The organism is Rufibacter ruber (assembly GCF_014138425.1).
GTDB lineage: Bacteria > Bacteroidota > Bacteroidia > Cytophagales > Hymenobacteraceae > Nibribacter > Nibribacter ruber_C.
In genome coordinates this window covers 55,593-76,490 of record NZ_JACJIQ010000010.1, presented here as the reverse complement: position 1 = coordinate 76,490, position 20,898 = coordinate 55,593, and the positions used below count along the sequence as shown (strand labels likewise).

Below are 20,898 nucleotides of genomic sequence, written 5' to 3'. Positions count from 1 at the left end.
ACGAAAGCATTTGCCCATGAGTACCATTCCGGAAGAAAAAGGCCTGGACCATTCCTACCACCTCTTGCAGGAAGGATTCCCGTTTATCCAGAACCGGGTTGAGAAGTTCAACTCCAACATCTTCAAAACCCGCGTCATGCTCCAGAACGTGGTGTGCCTGCACGGCGAAGAAGGAGCCAAAGTCTTCTATGATTTTGACAAGTTCATGCGCTTTGGGGCTATTCCGGGCAGAATCCAGAAATCATTAATGGGCGAAAACGCTATCCAGACAATGGACGGCGACGCCCACCGGCACCGCAAAGCCATGTTCATGTCATTGATGACGCCACACAGTCTGCATTCCCTGAACCGGCTGCTGTTAGACCAGTGGCAGGCGTTCAGTCAGAAATGGGAGCAGCTAGAGGAGGTGGTGCTGTTTGAGGAAAGCCAGGAATTGCTCTGCCGCGTGGCCTGCGCCTGGACGGGCGTACCCGTGAACGAAAGCGAGGTGCGGTATTGGGCGCAGGATTTCACCGCCATGGTTGATGCGTTCGGGGCGGTGGGGCCCAGGCACTGGCGCGGCAGGCGCGCCCGCAGGAGGACTGAGAAGTGGGTGGAGCAGGTCGTCAAAGACATCAGGAAAGGGAAGATAATAGTGTCTAACCAATCCCCCGCCCACGTCATTGCCTTCCACCGGGATTTAGAAGACGAGTTGCTGGACCCGCGCATGGCGGCCATTGAGTTGATAAACCTGCTGCGCCCCATGGTGGCCATTGCCTGGTACATCACCTTTGGGGCGGTGGCGCTGCATGAGCACCCCGTGGCCCGCCAAAAAATTGCCGAGGGCGAAGAGAACTACCTGGAGTGGTTTGTGCAGGAAGTGCGCAGGTATTATCCGTTCGGGCCGTTTCTGGGCAACCGCGTGAAAAATGATTTCAGCTGGGGCGGGCATGACTTCCAGAAAGGCACGCTGGTGTTGTTAGACATGTACGGCGCGTTGCATGACCCGCAGATTTGGGAGCACCCAGACCAGTTCTACCCGTACCGGTTCAGAGACTGGAAAGGCAGCGCCTATGATTTTATTCCGCAGGGCGGGGGCGACCATTTTACCGGCCACCGCTGCGCCGGCGAATGGGTGACCATTGAAGCCATGAAAGTGTCAATGCTGTATCTTTCTAAATACCTGGAGTATGACGTGCCGCCGCAGGATCTGTCTTTCAGCCTGCACCGGATGCCCACCTACCCCAAGAGCAAGTTCATCATGCGGCAGGTGAGGGGCAGACAGGTGGCGCAGGAAGATACGGGAATGACCACCCTGTCTAAATGTCCGTTCCATCATGGGTAGGCGTGAGACCGTCCAATTTTAATGGTGAGTTTTTTTAATGGTGGTTTTTTCCGTTTTCGGCCTGTTTTGAGAAAAACAGGCCGAAAACGTTTTAGAGCTGGTTTACATTTTGTTCTTTCTGTGACAACGGGGAGTTCAAGGTGCTTCTAGTGCGTTTTTGAGCGGCATTGCCCCGTCAGGGTGCGAGGCAACCACGCGACCAGGTTCTTTTGGTACCCGTTTCTGCCCAGCAGTCAGATTGAAACATGCTCTGAGGGAAAGGGATAATTTACAGGGGACTGATAGAATTTATTTGGAAGTAAACACGTTGTGGGTGCACATTGGTATGGGAAGTATTTTATATTTGTGCCCAGAAACAATGTTGTTTTACTGTCAATATTCTTGCATAAGTCTTTGTCATTCAACCATAAAAAATAGTTACTATGAAAAGAGCCTCCTTTCTCTTGCTTGCCCTGTTCTCGGTTTCATTCGCGTTTGCTCAGCAGAAAGACATTCCTTCTGCCAAACCGGGGGTAACCTATGGCAAAAAAGTAACCGCCAAAAAAGCGGTTCAACTTCCTGAATTGGCTTCTAAACTGGAAAATGCCCCTGAGTACACCGGCAAGATTGAAGGCACCGTGGTGGAAGTATGCAAGAAAAAAGGCTGCTTCATGAAACTGGCCCGCGCCAACGGCGAACCCGTGATGGTGAAATTCACTGATTACGCGTTCTTCATGCCGCAGGACATTGTAGGGAAAACCGTTGTGGTGGAAGGCAACGCCAAAGTGAAGGAAACGTCTGTGGAGCGTCTGCAGCACTTCGCGCAGGATGCCGGCAAGAGCAAGGAAGAGATTGCCGCCATTACCCAGCCTAAACGTGATATTGAAATAGTAGCAGACGGGGTGCTGGTAGTGAAATAGGGCTGTTTGCTTTTAGCACAAGGCTCTTCTTTTACCTGAAACGGTAGAAGAAGGGCCTTTCTGTTTTCGGCCTGTTTTGGGAAAAACAGGCCAAAAACGCTTTATAGTAAATTTCCTTTGGTCATTCTGTGCTTACCGAAGGAAGGGAGATGCGTTCATGGGCATTGCTGGGTCTGTTTTTCCCCTGGCTTGGGGTTTACGCCGTGCGATGTTTGCTGTTCCCCTGGTATGGCGGGAAACTCCAGAGCGAAGTCTGCTGCTCTCTTGGCTGAGCTTTTTGATGCTGGGTTTAGTGACTAATTGCTGCTGTTGTGGTAATGCGTAGTTTGCTGTTCCCTTGGCTGTGCCGCTTGCTGCAGTGCTGTTATTTTAGGAATACGTGATCTGCTGTTTCCCTGGCTTTACCGCTTGACCCAGTGCCTCACTCACTGAGTTGTTTCATCTTCTCCGGTAAGCGCTCACGGCCGCGGGGCCCCGTCCTGGCGGTGAGCACTGCTGTTAAAACTAGGCCCTCCGGCCTTGCCGCTGGTGCGGCACCGTATTAACAGAGGCGCTCACCCCCAGGACTGGTTCAGGTTCCTCTCCTGATCAGCTTCTCTGGTTGTTAATTGGTTTGCAGGTAACTATTGCTGTCCCGCTAGCCTATGGCGAGCCCGTGCTGCGCACATCAGCCTAGGGCAGAAGTGTTGATTGTCTGTTGCTGATTGTTTTTCTCTGGTTCAAGTTTCCAACTTGGACCTATAATGTCGGAAGCTTTCAGCTTCCATGAGGCGGCCGCCTCACATGACCTCTGCCATCTATAGCTCCCGCTTCTGCCCCCCTATGGCGCGGAAGTTACTTCCGTGCCTTCTAACTCCAGCTGATACTCCCGCGCCGGCGCGAGTCTCCAGACGCGTGCCTACTGATGACGGGCGGTCTCTGGCTGCCCTCGCGGCACGGCTGCGAGACCAGGCATTGCTGCTTCATTCGTGCTGAAGTACCTGAGATGAAAGAAAGGATTCAGAACTCAAGACTCAGGACTCAAGACTCATAACTCAGAACTCACTCCGATACTCCCCCTTGGAAGGGGGCGAAGGGGGATGTTTGCACCAGCAGGTCTACGCATTCCAGATAATTCCCCTCCTCGGAGGGGCAGGGGTGGGTTCAATTTGCCAGTCATCTTAATATCGCCTGCTCAAATGACCTCGCAGCGTCTTCCAGACCTGCGAGCGTCTGCGTCAGTAGCCGTTGCACTACCACTTGAACCGCCTTACCCTCATCCTAACCTTCTCCCCCAGGGAGAAGGAACACCGCTGTTCTGTTTTTGACCTGTTTTCTGGAAAACAAGCCAAAAACAGAATCTACTCAAGCCACCGCTTCACCGCCTGCTCAAAAGACCTCGTAGCGTCCGGAGGACCTGCGAGCGTCTGGGCCAATCACTACCCCCGCGCACAAATGGTCTTGTACGGGCAGTACTGGCACGTCTCCAGGTCATTGGTTTTCCTAATCGGCTCCTCTGGGTTCAGCATGTGCAGCACCAGCTCTTTCAGCAGCCGTTCTGAGGTATCCACAAAATCAGCGGGAGCGCCGGTGGCATCTACAAAGGGCAGCTCTGAGGTCAATACCCCTGCGCCTAAATTCCGGAAAGAGATGATGCCCGCCTCAAATTGATACTGTGATTTGGGCAGGTTCAGGATTTTACTTTCCAACAGTGTGCCTTTCTGAATTTCCTTGGCCAGAATGTAGCGGTAAAGCCACAACTGCCGCACTTTGTCAAGCTTGCGGTCATTCAGCAGAGACTCCTCCATTTCCTCGGGCTTCACTTTTAAATGGTTGGCTTCTACTTTGCCGGTTTTGTAATCTATCACGCGCAGGGTTTGCCCGCTTAAATCAATTCTATCTGCTTTACCGGCAATGCGGGCGGTGAATCTCTCGCCGTTTTCAAGGAGTACTTCCAGGTCGGTGGTGAGTTTTTCCTCCAGGTGCAGAATGTAGAGCGGCAGTTCTTCTGAGGAAATCAGACTTTCCAAGTAGCGGGTGAGCAGTTGCACAGCCACTTTGTAGAGAATCAGGTTCATGCCCTGCTCTGGCAAGTTGCCCAAGGTGCCGCGCTTGAATTCCTGTTTTACTTTCTCCGGGAGGTTGGCCAGCATTTCTTCCACATGCGCTTTCTCAATGGGCAAAGCGTTGTCAGCGAAAGGCCGGAAATAATCTTCCAGCACCTGGTGCACAATGGTCCCGAAGGTGTCTGCCCCCACCAGTTCATCAATCTCCTCCACTTCCTCCAGCTTGGCAATTCGGCTGAAATAATATTGCAGGGAGCAGTTCACGTACTGGTTCAGGTGCGAGGGGTAGAGGCCGTACTGCAGTTGCTGCTTTATTTTCTCCAGCACTTCGCCATCTTTTTCAATGATGATGTCAGGCTCGTATTCCTTGGTGTCCAGCTGTTCCACCACGGCAGTCAGTTCCCTGAATTTGAGGTTGGGGTTGCGGGCGGCCAGGTCATGTTGCAATTGCAAGATAAACCGACTTTTCTCACCGGAACCATAGGTGTCTGAGGGCAACACATAAAGCAGGTTCACGCGCTTGGCACGCTGCAGCAGGCGGTAGAAATAGTAGGAGGTGATGCTTTCCTGTTCGGCGTAGGTGGGCAGCCCGAAGGTGCGCAGCACGTCATAAGGGAATAGGGAGGTCTGCTTCTTGGGCTGGGGCAGCACGTTCTCGTTCACGCTCAGGATGATGAGGTTCTCAAAGTCCAGGGCGCGGGTTTCCAGCATACCCATGACCTGCGTGGGCGAGATGGGTTCGCCGCTGAACGGTAGCTTGGTGTTGCCAATCTGCTCGTAGAGGAACTTCTTGAAACTGCGCACCGAAATCTTGTGCTCGCGGCAGTCAAAGAGCGTGTCCAGCCGCTTCACGATGGTGTAGAGAATGTAGAGGTACTCGGTCTCAATGGGGTTCTCCGTTTCTACGCGGTAAATGCGGCCCAAAGCATCTACGAGTTGGTAGAGCGTGTCAATGAGGTCGGTGCAGTCGTTCCAGGTTCTGAAAAGGGTGATGAACATTGGGTGCTCACGGCCCAGCTTAATGAGTTCCTCTGCGGTGAGTAAGACGCTGTTGCGGGCCACCATCTCGTCCAGCACGTGCTGGAACAGGTCTAAATCGGCTTCGCGCTCGGCTATGCTGTTGAGGTACTGCTCATAGCGCCGCAGAAAGGGGTGCTGCAGCAGTTTGGTGACGGCCAGGTGGTGGTAGCGATTGACCTTGTAACCCGTATCAGTGGGCTGCACCACGCCCGTGAGGTGCACCTCAAAGAGCAGGTCGATGAGGTTGAACAGGGGCGTGCCCTTGAACGACAAGCCCATGGTGACGTTGTAATCGGTGACTTCGTCTGAGATGGAGTGCAGCACGGGCAGGAGCAGGGTCTCATCGGGCAGAATGATGGCGATTTCGGCGGCGGGGTCCTGCTGACGGATTTCGCGCAGGAGCTGCCCCGCAATCTTGCCCTGCATGCTGGCGTTGGCTACGCCAATGGCGTTGATTTCCTTGGCATCTGAGAGCAGGAGGTTCTGTTGCCAGTTCCACTGGGGCAGCGGCCATTTAGCTTTGTAGCGCTTCAGGAAATGCCCAGCCCGCTTATCGGCTTCGGGGGCCATGTAGTAGTCATCTGAGTCAAAGAAGACTTCGGATTTGCCAGCCTCCAGCAGGGTCTGGATGATTTTCTGCTCGGCGCGGCTCAGAGCGTTCAACCCGACGAACAGGTAGCGGTACGGGCCCTGCTCGCTCCCGGCAATGTCTTTGATGCGGTTGGCCACCATTCTGAAGGCCATGCCCGTGTAGGCCTGCTTGTTTTGCTTCAGGTGGGCCTGCAAGGCGTGGTAGGTCTGCTCCAGGTTGGCCCAGAGCTGGAAATACTGCTTCACGTTGGGGGTGGGGGCGCTGCTGCCGGGTTTGCCCGGGTCCCACCGCTCCAAGGCCTTGGCCTCGCTCACGTACTCAAATACTTTGTGCGCGTCTACCAGTTCCATGTCCAGGCGGGAGAAATCTTCCAGCAGGGTGGCGCTCCAGCCCACAAACTGGTCGAAGTCCAGCTTGGGGTCTACCCGCAGCAGGAGGTCATAGAGGTCTAGCTGCAGGTGCAGCGGCTCCAGCACCTCTACGTTGGCCATGTTGCAGACAAAGTCTTCCATGGAGTAAATCTGCGGCGACCAGATACCCGTGGGCGCCGCCTGCGCCAGGGCATTCTTGAAATAGAGCGTAGCCCGACGGGTGGGCAGCACAATGCACAGGTCGCTGAGGCGGTCTGCGTAGGTCTGATAAATATGCTCGGCGGTCTGCCGCAGGAACGAGTACATGTGGGTGTAGTATCTTATGGTCTGGCGCGGAAAGTAAAGATACTACGTTTTTGGGCTAGTTTTTGGAAAACAGTGGTTAATGGGTTGAATTTTAATTAAATAGTTAAAATTAGCTGGTTATTTTAAGAGGTATTATTGCTTTTAAATATAAAATTGGCTGATTTATATTAGTGCAATTTGGCTCGAAAATTTTTAAGAGTATTATTTGGTGTTAATTAAATAATGAGCCCTGTATTGTATTGCTTTCTATAAGCAATTTGTTTTTTGATTTTATTTTCAATAATATTTCTTCTAATCTTTTATGAGTGAGGATTGTAACATCTGTACTCTCAGTTATTAATTGCCTGTTTAAGTCAAACATAGGATTGTCGTTATCAGTATAGTGGTCGTACATTACAGCTCTAGGAATATTATATTCTTTTGCATATCCCATCGCTAATCTAGCACCGCTATCTAACTTCTGATTTAAAATATTCCAACGTTTAGCAGAATCTTGTGCGTAGCTGGCCGCCAAAATAATTGTATCACAAAATAAAGCTTGCAGCCTATCACGCTCTTTATATCTGCTACTTAATTCCATTGACGATTTAAAATTTTCATAATATTCTGAAACTAATAGTCCACCATATTTTACAATTTGTTCTGCAAGAATTTTATTTTTACTCGGTAAAATGTTATCAAGAGGACTTGGTAATATTGCAACAGTTTTTCCACCTTCCAATGCTTGTTGATGTGCAATACTATCACAACCATAAGCTAAACCGCTTACAATTGTAATTCCTGACTTCACTATTTCAGCAACAAGCTTTCTTTCCCTGATTTCTATAGATTCGTCAGGGTTAAGAAGACCAATAACGCTAATATTAGTATTGCTTATATTTAATAAATCAAGATTCCCTTTATAAAAAAGATAGATTGGTTGCTCGCTTTCCTTAACTGTCCCGCGATACTTTGGAAAATTAATATCTCCAATTGCAACAAGACCATCGCAATTATCTTTAAAAGAGCTTAACTTGTTGATTATAATATTTCTATTGTGTTCAAAATCATGAATGGTTAATTTATTCTCTTGTTTTGAATTATTGTTAATTAATGATAATAGTTTTTCAATACTTTCATTGCCCCTTAAATTTTTAACAAGCCAAGCTCTTCCAATACCTTTGAATGTTTTTGCTGTTAAAATATTTATTGCGTTCTCAGTATATTTCATTGTTGAAAGTTTGTTAAATGTCAAATGCTTAATACTTGGAAATTGTTTTTCCAACCACATAAAGCATAACGGAATTTGCGCCTTTGTCTAGTAATGCCTGAATAGCATCTTCATCAATGTTTATCGTTTTCGTATATAAGTCATCTACTAGTAAAACATCTTTACCCTTAATTTCAAACGAAATTTGACAAGTATCTTTTGTAATATTAGGATAAGGCATTTTTCCATTACCCCCATAACCTCCTCTTTCTCTGTGCGTCGTTTTAGTATCAGTATGTCTAATTATATAACTTGTCCCATTTATATAACTACTAAGTTGATTTACAACACGGCTTACCGTGTTTTTAAATAATAGCTGATTTGGAGAATAATTAACTTTTGCTCTAGGAACAACACAAACAGTAAGGCTATTATTTTTAGTAAAATTAGTTATTTGGGGCAAATCAGTCAATAATATTTGCTCTAATTGTTGCGAGGCCTTTATTAGAACATCATTTGGGTATGGTGTAATGTCATTTTTAAGAGTACAGATAATGTTTTCAATAGTTCCTTGAACTCTCCATTGACCGCCACTAGAATAATCAGAATGGTAAAACCCTTCTATTTCTCTTTTTAAAAAATATTCACCTGTTGTATAATCTTGGCTGGGATAAATTGTAAAACTGTTCATTCTATTTTATTATTATTATGTTGTTGATAGGGATTCCTGCATTTATTGCATCATTAACTTCTGAATATTCATTTTCAAAAGCGATTACACTGTCTGGTGAAACATTCAGATTCATGATAGCATTGTGGTATTTATTTACTTTTTTATTATTTACATTCTCTATCCTGAAAAATAGCCTGATGAAAAGTTTTGTTAGCTCGTAATGATTTAATATCATTAATGCTCTGTCTTTACGGCAGTTCGTAACTAAAACTATGCTATTTGTTCTTGAAAAATGTTTTAAAATATTAGTTAAAGATTTATTGAGTTCTGTTTTTGGTAGATATTCTATATAATTTTTTTCTTTTTGATAAACAATATTTCTATATTCATCCTCAGTTATGTTTATAAAAGTGGTCTTTAGTAAGCTGCGATTAAATCTCTGGTCTGGATTATAAGGAAAGGTGCAGTCTTTGTGTAAAACAGACTGTAAAGCCTTTTTATATGATAAATAGTTGGCAAAATTTGTATCTACTAAAGTGCCATCTAAATCGAAAAATAAGATTGAATTTGGTTTTACTTTATTGTACAATGTATTTATTAATTCATTAGGTTCTTCTATTGCTTTCATATTTATGTTTAGTTATTATTTATATAATTGTATAAAAATTCCAAATTTTTTAATTTAGTTTTAGTGTATTATTAGTGTTAAGAGCTTTCTTTTAATTCTAAAATTTGAAAAACGTTACTAAATATAGAATATTTTAAATTAACTATGAATACTATTTTAAGATTATTTGTAAAAAAAATATTAAGTTTCATTAACCCTCCAACCCTCTAACCACCCTACAAGGATTCCCCGCCGCGAATATATCTGAGGGAATGTCTTTGGTGACCACGCTGCCCGCTCCAATCACGGTTCGGTCGCCAATGGTCACGCCAGGGCAGATGATGGCGCCACCGCCAATCCAGACGTCTTCGCCAATGGTGATGGGTTTGGCAAACACCTCTCCGCTGGCCCGTTCCTGGTGGTGTAGGGGGTGGGTGGCGGTGTAGTTTGCACGTTGGGGCCAAAGAGGGTGCGGCTGCCAACGGTCACGGGCATCACGTCCAGCACCACAAAGGTAAAGTGAATGAACACCTTTTAGCCCAGGGTGAGGTTATAGCCGTTTCGCAGTAGAAGGGCGGCTGAATCCAGAGGCCGTCGGCAGCGTGGGGGAGGAGCTGCCGCAGAAGGCTCAGGCGTTCTTCGGGTTGGTCTTCGCGGCTTTCGTTCAGGGCCTTGAGCAGGAGGCGCGCCTGTGTCCGTTCCTCGGTCAGCTGCGGGTCCAGGGCGTTATAGAGTTCACCCGCCAGCATTTTCTCTTTTTCGGTTTTCATAGGGGAGGTGTTTGTCTGGTAAAAGCGGCTTGCTTTCCTTCCCCTAAAGGTCTTCCGTTTTCGGCCTGTTTTCAGAAAAAGAGGCTAAAAACAGCAGCGAGAAATGATTTTGGGAGTGGAGGTGAAAGCGCTCTTGTCCGCTTTCTTAGTTCGCCCACAAGGTCCTTTCAGGATGACAGTGGGGGGTAAGGAAATTTTATTTTTATGCAGATGCACCTATCGTTCTGTAACTGAATATATTTTCCTAAACAGTTAAGGTTTTGTTCTCATTTCTGGCGCAAGCGTCCGCTTGTGTCCACAGTTTAGGGCTATTTTTCCAAAAACAGGTCAAAAACAGGAATGCGTGCGGACACAAGCGGACGCTTGCGCCAATGTGTGTTAATTCTTACGTAGAATTATTTTGCCCAATTCTCAATTTTTAAACCAGTCACTCTGTTGAACTCTTTCTCGTTGTTAGTCACTAGCGTGGCGTTAAGGCTAAGGGCGTGTGCAGCAATTAGGGTGTCCAGCGGCCCTATGGGTGTACCAGCTTTTTCAAGGTTAGCCCTTATTTTACCGTATTCAACGGTAGCATTATAATGGAAATCTTTAATGTCAAGCGGCACAAGAAATTGATTCAATGCCTCAAGGTTTCTGTCTGGATTGCTGCTCTTTCTTATCCCGAACTCTAGTTCAGCCAGGGTGATAGCTGAAATTCCTACGCTTCCAAGAGACAATTCCTTGAACCTTTCCAGTACAATCTCTGGCCTTTTCTTTATGATGTAGATGCAGATGTTTGTGTCCAGAAGGTACTCTATCAGTCAAATGCCTCCCTTTTCTGTTCTGTCGGCTGACTTCTATCTTCCATAAAGTCAGGGGTGAACTTCTCTAAACTTTCAAAAAGATTTTGCCAGGGGTTGTGGTAGGGGATAAGGTAAAGAGCATTCCCTAGCCTTTTAACATAAACTTTATCATCATTTATTTTGTGGCTTTCAGGAATACGTATTGCCTGTGAACCAGCTTCGTTCTGAATATTGATTGTTTCAAAGGCCATGGCACTGATTTTTGGTTTGTTCTTAAAACTAACGATTTCTTATGAATATTCGTTTTTTCAGTGTGCCTAGATGGTCTGTTTTCAGAAAAAGAGGCCGAAAACAGGGGTGGTGCTGAAAGTCTATAGTTGATGCCTATTGGCATTATTATTAAACAAGCTTGACAAAGTTGTCTTCCAACTTTACATTAAATTGATTTCGGCTTTCAAGGCTTTGAAAACTTTTAAAACCGTGTCAATGGTGGCGCTATTGGTACTATTCTCCAGCTTAGAGATTTGAGCCTTCTGTACACCCACTAATTGGCCTAACTGCTTCTGGGTCAAGTTTCGCTGTTGCTGGGCAGTTTTAATCATTTTGCCTAGCACCTCCATGTGAAGTTCATACTCATACTCGTCTCTCTCCTGTGTGCCTACTTTGCCAATGAATTTGTCTTTCATTTCAGCAAGGGAGGAGGATTTTATTTCTTGCGTTGCCATAAGATTACTTTCTCTGTTTGTTCTCGAAATACCTTTTTCTAAACGCTTTAAACCTTTCTTGAAAGTTAGGGCCGGGTCCTGATAAAAAGGGGGCCGCTCTTCAGGATTTGCAATCCGGAAGCAGGTATAGAGGGGATTTGCCATCCCGTTTGCCAGTTCCGTGCCTACTGCAGCGCGGATTGCAAATCCGCGTGATATGTAAGTTCGGGATTGCAAATCCCGAACAGCGGCGAATGGCGGTAATGGCGCTACTTATCCGCTGTTCTAGTTCGCCCACAAGGTCCTTTCAGGATGACAAAAGGTGGAGAAAGTAAAATAAGCTCCGTATAGCGCCAGTACCAGCAGGCACTTACGTGATACGGGGTAAACCATCTGTTATCCGAGGGCTAAAGTAGCTCCTTCTTATTCCGTCTTCCCTTTAAACGTGGTATAAATGGCCATGGCGTGCCCGTGCCCTAAACCGAAGTCTTCTTTCAGCCAATTGGTGATTTCTGTGGCTTTGGTGGCGGGGTTCAGGTTCCCGTCCAGGAGGAAGCCTTTCGCCTCGGCTAGCTTTTTAAAATCGGCGGGCGTTTTGCCTGTCTTGGCTTCAATGTTGTCTAAATACGCTTGAAAGGACATGATTTTACAAGTTAAGATGATGGTATGGTTAGGAACAGTTTCGCCAGTAAGACAGGATAGAGAAGGTAGCAAAGCACCAGCAGACAGTTGGGCCAGCCGTTTACCCCAATCACCCCCTTCGGTAATTCTGCCAGCGGCGGCGCGTCTGGTCCGGACACAATGCCCGCTGATTTAAAGCTTGAAAATAACAAAAACATTGTGACACACAGTTTGGCGCAGCCTTAGTCATGCAGGCCCATTCCCTGAAGAATCTTTTCCCGGCACCTGGCAATGCGGCTGAACCGGGTTTGGGTTTGCTTGGGTTGGGAGAAGAAAAGGACATAGCCCCTTTGGCGGCCGGGGGTGAGGCGGTAGAAGGCGTGTTGCAGGTCGGGGTGTTCTTCAAAGGTGGCCAGAAGCTCGTCTGGTACCGGTTCCAGGTTTTTCTTGAACGCCACTTTTAAGCCCGCTTTCTCAATGTCTATGGCTTCCTGCAGATACTGCTTGATTACCTCCTGCTGCTGCAGCACCTGGTCTGGGCTGGTGAACCGGAGGGACCTGGCCGATTGGGAGCTTTCGCCGTGGGCGGTGAGGAGCCTGGCTTCGTCTTTGAGTAAAACTCCTTTGAAGAAGTTGATGGCGGCGTAGTGCTTGAAGGCGGTGACCATGAAAATGTTCTTGCTGCCCAAGGTGTAGCACGGAACTCCCCATTTCACTTCTTCGGTGAGGCCGCTTTCCAACGCAAGGTGCCGGAGCAGCACCAACTCGGCTTGCCAGGTATGCACTTTGCACTGCGGGGTGCCGCCGTAGGGGCAGCGCATACAACCGTCCAGGAGGTATTTGTCTACTTGTGGGTTCATGCGTTCTTAAAGGTAAGAGGGTGGGTGACTTTTCTTTGGGCAGGTCTAAAATACCGAGAAACAGCGGTCAATACAAGCAGCAGGCCAGGGCCGAAGTACTCCGTTAACGGGTCGCGGTGGGCAAGGTGCGAAAAAAGGGCACTCGTCATTAAGAAGAAGAAGCCTGCATAGGCCCACTCTTTTATCAACGGGAGGCGGGGAAGCAGCACCGCAGTGACGCCCAACACTTTGCAGAGGCCAAGGAAGGGCAGGAGGTAGAGCGGATAGCCCAGTTCGCTTATTTTTTGCGCCTCTTCCTCCAGCTGAAGGAGCTGCACCACGCCCGTAGAGGTCATACCCAAACAAAGCCAGGCGGTGGAAACCCAGTAGATGATGTTGTCTCTCTTTTTCATAGGTTGGCTACTTTCTATTCTCCATAAAGGTCTGAAGACGGTTGTGGGCCATGTTGATGCCTGCTGCAAAGGGTAGTTTCAACATGTTGTCTCGGTCGGTGACCGATTTAAAGATCAGGTGCATGGTAAGCATGCTCCTTTCTGCTGTAAGTTCTTTAAAATCTAGGAACTCCAGCTGCACCGGGAAGGGCGTGTTTTCCATTTCAAAGGTTCTAGTGATGTATTGGTTGGGTGCAAACGAATGAATGGTGCCATTCGCGCGGAACAAGACGTTTCCTTGCGCATCTCGGGTCTCAAACTGATAACCGCCGTGGGCTTTGTTTTCCAGTTTCAGGACTTTGTTGCCCATCCATTGCTCCACCAACTCAGGCTCGGTGTAGGCTTTAAAAAGAAGGGCAAGCGGCAGGTCAAAGGTTCTGGTGATGACAATGTCATGCTTGCCTTCTTCGGCGGTGAGGTGGGTTCTGCTTTCCATAAATTATTTTTTAGATTGATAGGCTTTCATGACCTGCTCCAGCTTATTGAAGCGGTCATCCCAGTGTTGGCGGAAGGGCTCCAGAAAATCGGCAATCTCTTTCATTTTATAGGCGCTGAGATGGTAATACACCTCGCGTCCCTTCTGTTCCTGCGCCAGCAGTTCACATTCAGTGAGTATCTGTAAATGCTTGGAAACGGTAGGCCGGGCGGAGTCAAAGTTGGCGGCAATAGCCCCCGCCGTCATAGACTGGCTGGCCAGCAAAAGAAGGATGGCCCTTCTGGTGGGGTCTGCAAGGGCTTGGAAAACGTCTCGTCTTAAATTCATTATGAAGTTATTTGGCTATAAATATACATGTAGTTAAATAACTTCATAATGATAGAAGTACTTTTTTCAGTGAAGAGGATAGGCCGGGTGCCTACTCAGGTGAATGAAAACAAAAAGCCTGTGCGGAGCTGGATAGAGAAGCTGCTGGATAATGAACAGGTAAGATCTTGCCACCGGCAGCAGCTACCTCACTCGTCGTTTAATGATGAGATTCCCTGCGCTAATAGTTTGGCTAGGCCTGCCCTCATGGCCTGCACTTGCTCCTGGGGGTGTCCTTGCCAACGCGTCACTTCGCCTACTACCCTGAACGGATGCGTGGAGCGGTACGACTGGGTGGGGTTGCCCGGGAATTTCTTGTCGGTGAGGTCGGGGTCGTTTTCAAGGGGACCGGTGGGTTCTACCAGATAGATTCTTTCCCGTCCTTCGCCCCAGGCCAGCTCTGCCCCCCAGATGGCGGCGTCTAAAGTGGCGGTGAGAAAGATGTACTTGGCCTGTTTCCGTTCCCCGAAGTTGGATGGGTAGCCAGGATTTATCAAATCCCCCAGCTGAAGTTCAGCCTTGGTGCCGTGAAAATAGGTTTGGGCAAAAGTAGTGGGTTGCGCCGGGTTTTCTGGTTGGTTCGTTTGCATGGGAGAAAGCGGTATAAGGGTGAATTAATAATTTTCATATAAGTATGGGGAGATTGCCTTTTGCTGACAGCATATGCCCCTGACAGGTGTCTGGCCTTTTCTGTAGAGACAGGTGCTGTTTTTTTCAGGCACCAATCAGCTCAGAAAAAGAGCCGCCAAGCGGATAAGAAATGAGGGAGTTTTATTCATTCGCATCTGGCTGGCTGAGGATCTCAATTCTCTGGTTCATGATGGCTAGCGCCTGGGAGAAATACCGTTCAATAACCTTGATTTCACTTGTTGAAAAGGACGAAATGAGGTTTTCGGTCTCACGCCTGAATTCTTCATACAGCGGAATTAGCAGGGTCATGATAAGCTCAGTGTTAGGTTTGAGGAGCACCTTTCGTCGGTCTCCCTCGGCAAAGTGCCGGGACAGGAATTTCTTCTTCTCCAGCCGGTCTATCAAACCGGTCACGGCCCCCGTGGTCAAACCAGTGGCCTTTGCGAAGTCACCGGCCGTCATTTCTCCCTTCTCCAGCAAGAACCCCAGGTATTTGTGGTCGGTGCCTGATAGGCCTGCCTTGCGGGCTACCGCCTCGTGCATTTGAAGGGAGGTGTAGGCGTGCTGTTGGGTGAGTTTCCTGATTTGTTTTACCAGCTCCTCTTTCATAGATTATCTTTCTAGCTAAATATCTTAGGTGCTAAGATAACTGTTTTCAAATGAGCCGCCAAGTTTTTTTTCTGAGCTTCTGAAGAAAGCTATTTAAACGTGGAGCATGTTTGTAATGTCTTGTGTGCTGTTAACGGGCCTCTACACAACCTGACTTGGCGGTAGTTGCCTCGCACCCTGGCGCTGCTAAGTGGCTCTAAAAAGCACCAAGGAAGAAACTTGCGCTCCCCGGTTTCATCTGCAAGATCAGAAATGAAGCAAGTTTTTTAACTGCTAATGCCAGGTTGGTTCGTAAGGGGGGAATTTCTGTTTTGGGGCTGTTTTCCAAAAAGTAGCCCCAAAACGTGGTTTTAAGCAGTGGCTGCACCGGGCTAAACTCCTTAGAAGCAGGAAAAGAGTAAGCTCCCAACAGAGGCAATGTCAGAGACCTGGCGCGGAGGAAAGGGCGGGGAGGAGGACTTATGGCAGTGAGAAACAGTAGAAATGAAAATGCGTTTTTGGCCTGTTTTCAGAAAAACAGGCCAAAAACGCATTTGTTGGTGGCGCGCACATACGCTAAGTCTGCGTCTGGCAGAAGTGGTTAGTAAATCAGATTGGCCTCGGTCAGGATCACGGGCGCACTGTCTGTAATCAGCACCGTGTGCTCGTGCTGGGCCACATACCCGCCTTTGTTCCCCAGCAGCGTCCAGCCATCGCCTTTCTCATAGGCCATGGTGCTTTTGTCTGAGATGAAGGTTTCTATGGCAATGACTGAGTTTTTCTTAAACCGCATGCGGTTAGAGGGGTCGTAGTAGTTGGGTATCTCTGAGGGGGCCTCATGCAGGCTTCGGCCCACGCCGTGCCCCACCAGGTTTCTGATGACTTTGTAGCCTGCTTTCCTGGCTTCAGTTTCTATCAGGCGCCCCACCTCTGCAATGCGTACGCCGCCCTTGATCTGGCTGATGGCTTTGCGCAGAATGGCCTGCGAAGCCTGTACCAGCGGGTTTAGGTGGCGGTGGTCCTGGCCCAGCACAAAAGAGCCCCCGTTGTCAGCGAAGAAGCCGTTCAGTTCAGCTGAGACATCAATGTTCACCAGGTCGCCCTCGCGCAGCACCACTTGGTCTGACGGGATGCCGTGCGCCACCTCCTGGTTCAGACTGATGCAGGTGTACCCGGGAAAGTTGTACATGAGTTTGGGCGCCGGCTTGGCCTTGTACTGCTGCAAAATGGAGAAGCCGTACTCATCCAGTTCTTTGGTGGTGATGCCCGGTTTGGCATATTCGCGCATCTGGCGAAGGGTGAGCGCCACCACTTCGCTTATGGCTTTCATGCCGGTGAGGTCAGCGGCTGATTCTATTGACATCTTCTTCTGGGTTGGTGCTTAGACAAGGTACAAAAAGAAATGGAACAACCGTTCAAGGCACGGCCTTTGAACCGGCGGAGTGTTGGCTTTTGCTTTAGGCCGAAAACATGCGTGGGTGGATTCCCTGATAGGAGCCCCTCCCTAAGGCCGAGCTTCAGGATTGTCTTTGAAACCGTTGTCACCAGCGTTCGGTTGCGCTTTTACAGACCCATCATGAGGTAAACTTCTAAGCCTCTCAAGCCAGATCATTGAAAGAAAAGGCTTTGTTTGTGTAAAAGGCCAATGAATAGTCAGGCCGGGTGCTGTCTGTTGGTGCGGCAAATGCCGATAAAAGAATCGTGCGTTTTGGAGCTGTTTTTCTGAAAACAGCTCCAAAACGCACAGGTAGCATTGGTTAGGATTCCCGCTGGACCAAATGGTTCTCTTTCAGCTGCAGTACGCGGCTGGTGTGTTCCCTGATCTCCTCACACAGCTGCGGGTTGTCTTTCAACGACTGCCCGAAAGACGGGATCATCTGCTTGATTTTGGCCTGCCACTCCGGTGACTTCGCCCTGTTGGGGAAGCAGCGGTGAATTAGGTCCAGCATGATGGAAACAGCGGTAGAAGCCCCCGGAGAAGCTCCAAGTAACGCGGCAATTGAGCCATCGGCGGAGCTGACCACCTCGGTCCCAAACTCCAGCACGCCGCCTTTCTTGGGATCTTTCTTGATCACCTGCACCCGTTGGCCGGCCACTTCCAGCTCCCAGTCTTTGGAGTTGGCGGTGGGAACGTATTCCCGCAGCGAAGCCATGCGGTCTTCGGGGGACTGGAGTACCTGGCTGATCAGGTATTTGGTCAAGGGTATGTTGGTGTAACCGGCTGCCAGCATGGGCCGCAGGTTGTTCACCTTTATGGAAAGCGGCAAGTCAAAGAACGACCCTTTTTTCAGGAACTTGGTGGTAAAACCGGCATAAGGCCCAAACAGGAGGGCTTTCTCCCCGTTGATCACCCGCGTGTCCAGGTGCGGCACTGACATGGGCGGAGAGCCAACGGCCGCCTTGCCGTATACTTTGGCCTGATGCTGGGCAATGATGTCTGGGTTGGTGCATTTGAGCCACTGGCCGCTCACCGGGAAGCCGCCAAAGCCTTTGCCTTCGGGAATGCCGGAGGCCAGGAGCAGGGGCAGTGATCCGCCGCCGGCGCCAATGAACACAAACTTGGCCCGCACGCGGCGCTTCTCATCGGTGCTGCGGTCTTTCACCCGCACCCGCCACAGGCCGTCTTCCTTCTGCTTGAGTTTGGTCACCTCATGGTTCAGGTGCATGGTCACGCCGCCCATCTCTTTGAGGTACTTGAACAGGTTGCGGGTGAGGCAGCCAAAGTTCACGTCGGTTCCCATTTCCATGCGGGTGGCAGCCAGGGGCTGTGACCGGTCGCGGCCCTGCATGATGAGCGGCATCCAGTTTTCCAGCTGTTGGGTGTCTTCTGAGTACTGCATGCCCTTGAACAGGGGCGAGGTGGTCATGGCTTCAAACCGTTTGCGCAGAAACTGCACATTTTTTTCGCCCCACACAAAGCTCATGTGCGGGGTGCTGTTGATGAAGCTGCGCGGGTTCTGCATCACGCCCTTCTCCACCAGAAAAGCCCAGAACTGGCGGGACTGCTCAAACCATTCGGCTATCACGTCTGCCTTGGAGATGTCAATGGTGCCGTTGGCTTTCTCTGGGGTGTAGTTAAGCTCACAGAAGGCTGAGTGGCCGGTGCCGGCGTTATTCCAGGCGTCTGAACTTTCGGCGGCTACCTCGTTCAGGCGCTCATATATTTCAATGGTTAAGTCAGGTTGCAGTTGTTTCAGCATCACGCCCAGGGTGGCGCTCATGATACCGGCCCCAATCAAGACAACGTCTGGATGGGTGACCATAGAATTTTCGTTTTTTGCCATGGTAAAAGTATTGGTACTTGGCATACGAATAAACCAATAGGAAGTGTTTAATTAATTACTGGTCTTTCAGCAGCGGCCATTGCGGTCGCAAAAGTAACCCAAACAGATAAGCCGCCCAATGAACTTCTGCTATTCCTTCTGTTTTCGGCCTGTTTTTACAAAAACAGGCCGAAAACAGAAATCCCATTTTTGGTTTGCAGTAAGGTGGGGGGCGCTTTCTTACAGAACCTAGGAAGCTTTTAAGGGGTTGCGCTTGCCCCTTTGGAGTCAAGGCGCCCTTCTCAGGTTTGGAGCTGTCATAGTGGGTTGATAGAAGTAGCCAGACGTTAGCCCTGCCTGCCTGACTGCCTGCTCAAGGTGTAGGGCTCTACCCAGAAGGAGTTCTTGCTGTTTTAGGCCTGTTTTCTGAAAAACAGGCCTAAAACAGAACAGATGTGCCCTTCTCCTTCTATAAGGTCACTGCCATTTCGCCCTACAGTTACAAGGAAACCTGTTTAACAAAGAACTGTCAGGAACCGGGGGAAGCCCTGGCCGGAGAGGCGTAAAAAAGAAAAAGCCGGTGCTCTGGCACCGGCTCCTTGCTTGGGGGATCTGTCAATTTATTTAAAAGCTCTTCACCAGTTTCTGTACCGCAACCTGGGTACCGGAAACCACCTTCATCAGGTAGATGCCGTTTGGCAGGGTGCCAATATTGTCAACGGTGTACTGTTGTACGCCGGCTCCCCCTGCTAGGTTTTTAGTGTAAACCGGTTTCCCGTTCAGATCCAGGAGCAGCACCTGAATGGTAGCGGCGGCGGCAAGTTTTAGCTCCAGCACAATCTTGTTCTGGAACGGGTTAGGGAAGGTAGAAATAATGGCAATAGATTCCTGCGCACTAGGCGTGTGGTTGATTGATATCAATTTAGAATACTCAGACTTGCCGTCAAAGTCTACCTGTTTTAAGCGGTAGTAAGAAGTGCCCGCCAGCGGTTTGGTGTCTGTGAAGGAGTAGGAGAGAAGGGTGTTGCTGGTTCCATTGCCTTCTACGGTACCCACCGGCTCAAACCTCTGGGCATTCTTGCTCCGCTCCACCACAAACTCTTTGTTGTTCAGCTCAGAGGCCGTTGTCCAGTTCAACTTAACCTGGTTGCCGGCAATAGAGGCCTCAAACTTGGTAAGGGTTACCGGCAGGGCGTTGTCTTGCAGGTCAAACTCCCGCTGCAGCTCAATGACGCCGTGCTCCAGCCCGTCATAATTTTTAAAGGTGGTGCTGTGGCCTTGTTCCCCGGTGATGGCTTCTAAGTAAATATCAATGGGTTGGAGCCCTTTGGTGGGGTGCATGACCTCATTGAAAACCAGGGAAAGCACGTTTTGCGGAGCATTGGGCTGCCACTGGTCATCCCGCTGGCCGTTGGCGCTGCTGACAAACCTGATGCGGCGGTTGTAATATGACTCTTTTACTTCCGGGGAGCCGTTTAAGGTATAACTTCTGAACACCAACGGGATTTCTTCTAAGGTGATGGACCCGGCTGGCCAGCCAAAATTAGAAGCCAGTGCTAACAAATCTCTGGTGCGGCTGGCGTCATATGAAGTGTTGGCCGTGTTGAAGTAGACATAGAAGCCCACAGAACCAGCCTCCAGGTTAAAGGTTTCCCTGGAGGTCACATTTACCAGGATGGGGTTGTTTACCGTACCCGTTCCGGTAGAGGCCAGGAGGAGCTTGTTCTTGTCCTCTTCCCGCTGTACAAAGATGGTCTCTGCGGTCAGTTGCTTGTTGGGCTCAGAGTCTACTTCCTCTTCGTTCAGGAGAATGATCTCAAAGTCGTCTTTCTCGTTCAGCCACTTCAGGTTGGCATACCCTGTGCCAATGATCTTGAACTTGAGGGTAAGGACTGTCTGCGTCTGATCAAGGGGAAGGAACTTGGAGATGTTGGAGGCGGGGTTTACCTGCAGCGTCTCATTCATCAACTGGTTGTTGATGTTGATCTGGTAGGTTTTGTTACCGGTAGTGGTACCGGTAGGCAACAGGCCCTTGGTCACCGTGAGGGTCTCGTAGCCATTGTTCGGCGCTGAGTCTGAGGAACCACGGAGATCATTATGGAAGAAATAGTCACCGGTGCTCAGTTTGTTGTCACTGTCACGGGGAGACTCTGCTATAGGCGTTTCCTGCAGCTGCAGGATAGTTTCATCATAGGTGAATTTGAGGGTGGCGTTGGCCAGCCGGCGCTGGGTAGACTGTAACGTGAATGCTACCACCAGGGTGTTGTTGACGCTGCTCACCTTCTGGATGTGCCCGTTTACAAAACTGGTTCCGTTGTTGTTCACTTGCCCAAAGCTTGCCTGCGCCACTAGCACCAGCAGGAAGCAAAGCATCATCTTTTGGGAAACTGTTAATAAAAGAGATTTCATGATTTCCTGTTA

21 protein-coding genes are annotated in these 20,898 nt (G+C 49.2%); 2 read left to right on the top strand and 19 right to left on the bottom strand.

Features of this window, described 5'->3' with window-relative positions; genetic code table 11:
• Positions 1 to 16 precede the first annotated feature (16 nt).
• Complete coding sequence (gene cypC / locus FHS90_RS12890; protein ID WP_182513354.1) at positions 17 to 1,324, top strand: CYP152 family fatty-acid peroxygenase CypC; 1,308 nt, start codon at positions 17 to 19, stop codon at positions 1,322 to 1,324.
• 422 nt (positions 1,325 to 1,746) lie between these two features.
• The gene (locus FHS90_RS12885) at positions 1,747 to 2,223 is read left to right on the top strand and encodes a DUF4920 domain-containing protein (protein ID WP_066839171.1); all 477 of its coding nucleotides are present in this window, start codon (positions 1,747 to 1,749) and stop codon (positions 2,221 to 2,223) included.
• Between the two features lie 1,418 nt (positions 2,224 to 3,641).
• Here FHS90_RS12885 and FHS90_RS12880 read toward each other — a convergent pair.
• The 19 genes from FHS90_RS12880 to FHS90_RS12795 form a co-directional block, all read right to left on the bottom strand.
• The gene (locus tag FHS90_RS12880; RefSeq protein ID WP_182513353.1) at positions 3,642 to 6,557 is read right to left on the bottom strand and encodes a PD-(D/E)XK nuclease family protein; all 2,916 of its coding nucleotides are present in this window, start codon (positions 6,555 to 6,557) and stop codon (positions 3,642 to 3,644) included.
• Between the two features lie 211 nt (positions 6,558 to 6,768).
• Positions 6,769 to 7,767, bottom strand: a complete 999-nt coding sequence (locus FHS90_RS12875) for a DNA-processing protein DprA (RefSeq protein ID WP_182513352.1) — start codon at positions 7,765 to 7,767, stop codon at positions 6,769 to 6,771.
• A gap of 28 nt (positions 7,768 to 7,795) precedes the next feature.
• Entirely contained in the window at positions 7,796 to 8,437 is a 642-nt protein-coding gene (locus FHS90_RS12870) for a phosphoribosyltransferase (protein ID WP_220483058.1), read from the bottom strand.
• A gap of 1 nt (position 8,438) precedes the next feature.
• On the bottom strand, positions 8,439 to 9,047 hold the full coding sequence (locus FHS90_RS12865) for an HAD hydrolase-like protein (protein ID WP_182513351.1): 609 nt from the start codon (positions 9,045 to 9,047) through the stop codon (positions 8,439 to 8,441).
• A gap of 190 nt (positions 9,048 to 9,237) precedes the next feature.
• A complete protein-coding gene (locus tag FHS90_RS22880) occupies positions 9,238 to 9,423 on the bottom strand; it encodes a DapH/DapD/GlmU-related protein (protein ID WP_377047843.1) in 186 nt (61 codons plus the stop codon).
• A gap of 97 nt (positions 9,424 to 9,520) precedes the next feature.
• Positions 9,521 to 9,796 (bottom strand): maltose acetyltransferase domain-containing protein, encoded by a 276-nt coding sequence (locus FHS90_RS22875; protein ID WP_377047844.1) that lies wholly within the window; start codon positions 9,794 to 9,796, stop codon positions 9,521 to 9,523.
• A gap of 395 nt (positions 9,797 to 10,191) precedes the next feature.
• Positions 10,192 to 10,581, bottom strand: a complete 390-nt coding sequence (gene vapC / locus FHS90_RS12855) for a type II toxin-antitoxin system tRNA(fMet)-specific endonuclease VapC (RefSeq protein ID WP_281367906.1) — start codon at positions 10,579 to 10,581, stop codon at positions 10,192 to 10,194.
• A gap of 11 nt (positions 10,582 to 10,592) precedes the next feature.
• Entirely contained in the window at positions 10,593 to 10,829 is a 237-nt protein-coding gene (locus FHS90_RS12850) for an antitoxin (protein ID WP_066839187.1), read from the bottom strand.
• A 180-nt stretch (positions 10,830 to 11,009) separates the two neighbouring features.
• Positions 11,010 to 11,303: a type II toxin-antitoxin system RelB family anti-toxin gene (locus tag FHS90_RS12845; protein ID WP_220483057.1), complete on the bottom strand. Its 294-nt coding sequence runs from the start codon at positions 11,301 to 11,303 to the stop codon at positions 11,010 to 11,012.
• Between the two features lie 402 nt (positions 11,304 to 11,705).
• A complete protein-coding gene (locus tag FHS90_RS12840) occupies positions 11,706 to 11,924 on the bottom strand; it encodes a DUF4287 domain-containing protein (RefSeq protein ID WP_182513350.1) in 219 nt (72 codons plus the stop codon).
• A gap of 221 nt (positions 11,925 to 12,145) precedes the next feature.
• Positions 12,146 to 12,763 (bottom strand): YdeI/OmpD-associated family protein, encoded by a 618-nt coding sequence (locus FHS90_RS12835; protein WP_182513349.1) that lies wholly within the window; start codon positions 12,761 to 12,763, stop codon positions 12,146 to 12,148.
• Positions 12,760 to 13,155: a DoxX family protein gene (locus tag FHS90_RS12830; RefSeq protein WP_182513348.1), complete on the bottom strand. Its 396-nt coding sequence runs from the start codon at positions 13,153 to 13,155 to the stop codon at positions 12,760 to 12,762. Before FHS90_RS12830 ends, FHS90_RS12835 begins: the two co-directional genes overlap by 4 nt.
• A 7-nt stretch (positions 13,156 to 13,162) precedes the next feature.
• Positions 13,163 to 13,630: an SRPBCC family protein gene (locus FHS90_RS12825; RefSeq protein ID WP_066836076.1), complete on the bottom strand. Its 468-nt coding sequence runs from the start codon at positions 13,628 to 13,630 to the stop codon at positions 13,163 to 13,165.
• A 3-nt stretch (positions 13,631 to 13,633) separates the two neighbouring features.
• A complete protein-coding gene (locus FHS90_RS12820; RefSeq protein WP_182513347.1) occupies positions 13,634 to 13,957 on the bottom strand; it encodes an ArsR/SmtB family transcription factor in 324 nt (107 codons plus the stop codon).
• A gap of 188 nt (positions 13,958 to 14,145) precedes the next feature.
• On the bottom strand, positions 14,146 to 14,586 hold the full coding sequence (gene arr / locus FHS90_RS12815) for an NAD(+)--rifampin ADP-ribosyltransferase (protein WP_182513346.1): 441 nt from the start codon (positions 14,584 to 14,586) through the stop codon (positions 14,146 to 14,148).
• Positions 14,587 to 14,767: 181 nt separating this feature from the next.
• Positions 14,768 to 15,235 carry a MarR family winged helix-turn-helix transcriptional regulator gene (locus FHS90_RS12810; RefSeq protein ID WP_182513345.1) on the bottom strand — a complete coding sequence of 156 codons (468 nt, stop codon included), beginning with the start codon at positions 15,233 to 15,235 and terminating at the stop codon, positions 14,768 to 14,770.
• A gap of 580 nt (positions 15,236 to 15,815) precedes the next feature.
• Positions 15,816 to 16,577: a type I methionyl aminopeptidase gene (map, locus tag FHS90_RS12805; RefSeq protein WP_182513344.1), complete on the bottom strand. Its 762-nt coding sequence runs from the start codon at positions 16,575 to 16,577 to the stop codon at positions 15,816 to 15,818.
• A 394-nt stretch (positions 16,578 to 16,971) separates the two neighbouring features.
• Positions 16,972 to 18,498 (bottom strand): malate:quinone oxidoreductase, encoded by a 1,527-nt coding sequence (locus FHS90_RS12800; RefSeq protein ID WP_066836116.1) that lies wholly within the window; start codon positions 18,496 to 18,498, stop codon positions 16,972 to 16,974.
• A gap of 603 nt (positions 18,499 to 19,101) precedes the next feature.
• Positions 19,102 to 20,886, bottom strand: coding sequence for a T9SS type A sorting domain-containing protein (locus FHS90_RS12795; RefSeq protein WP_182513343.1), 1,785 nt, complete (start codon positions 20,884 to 20,886; stop codon positions 19,102 to 19,104).
• Between the last annotated feature and the right edge of the window lie 12 nt (positions 20,887 to 20,898).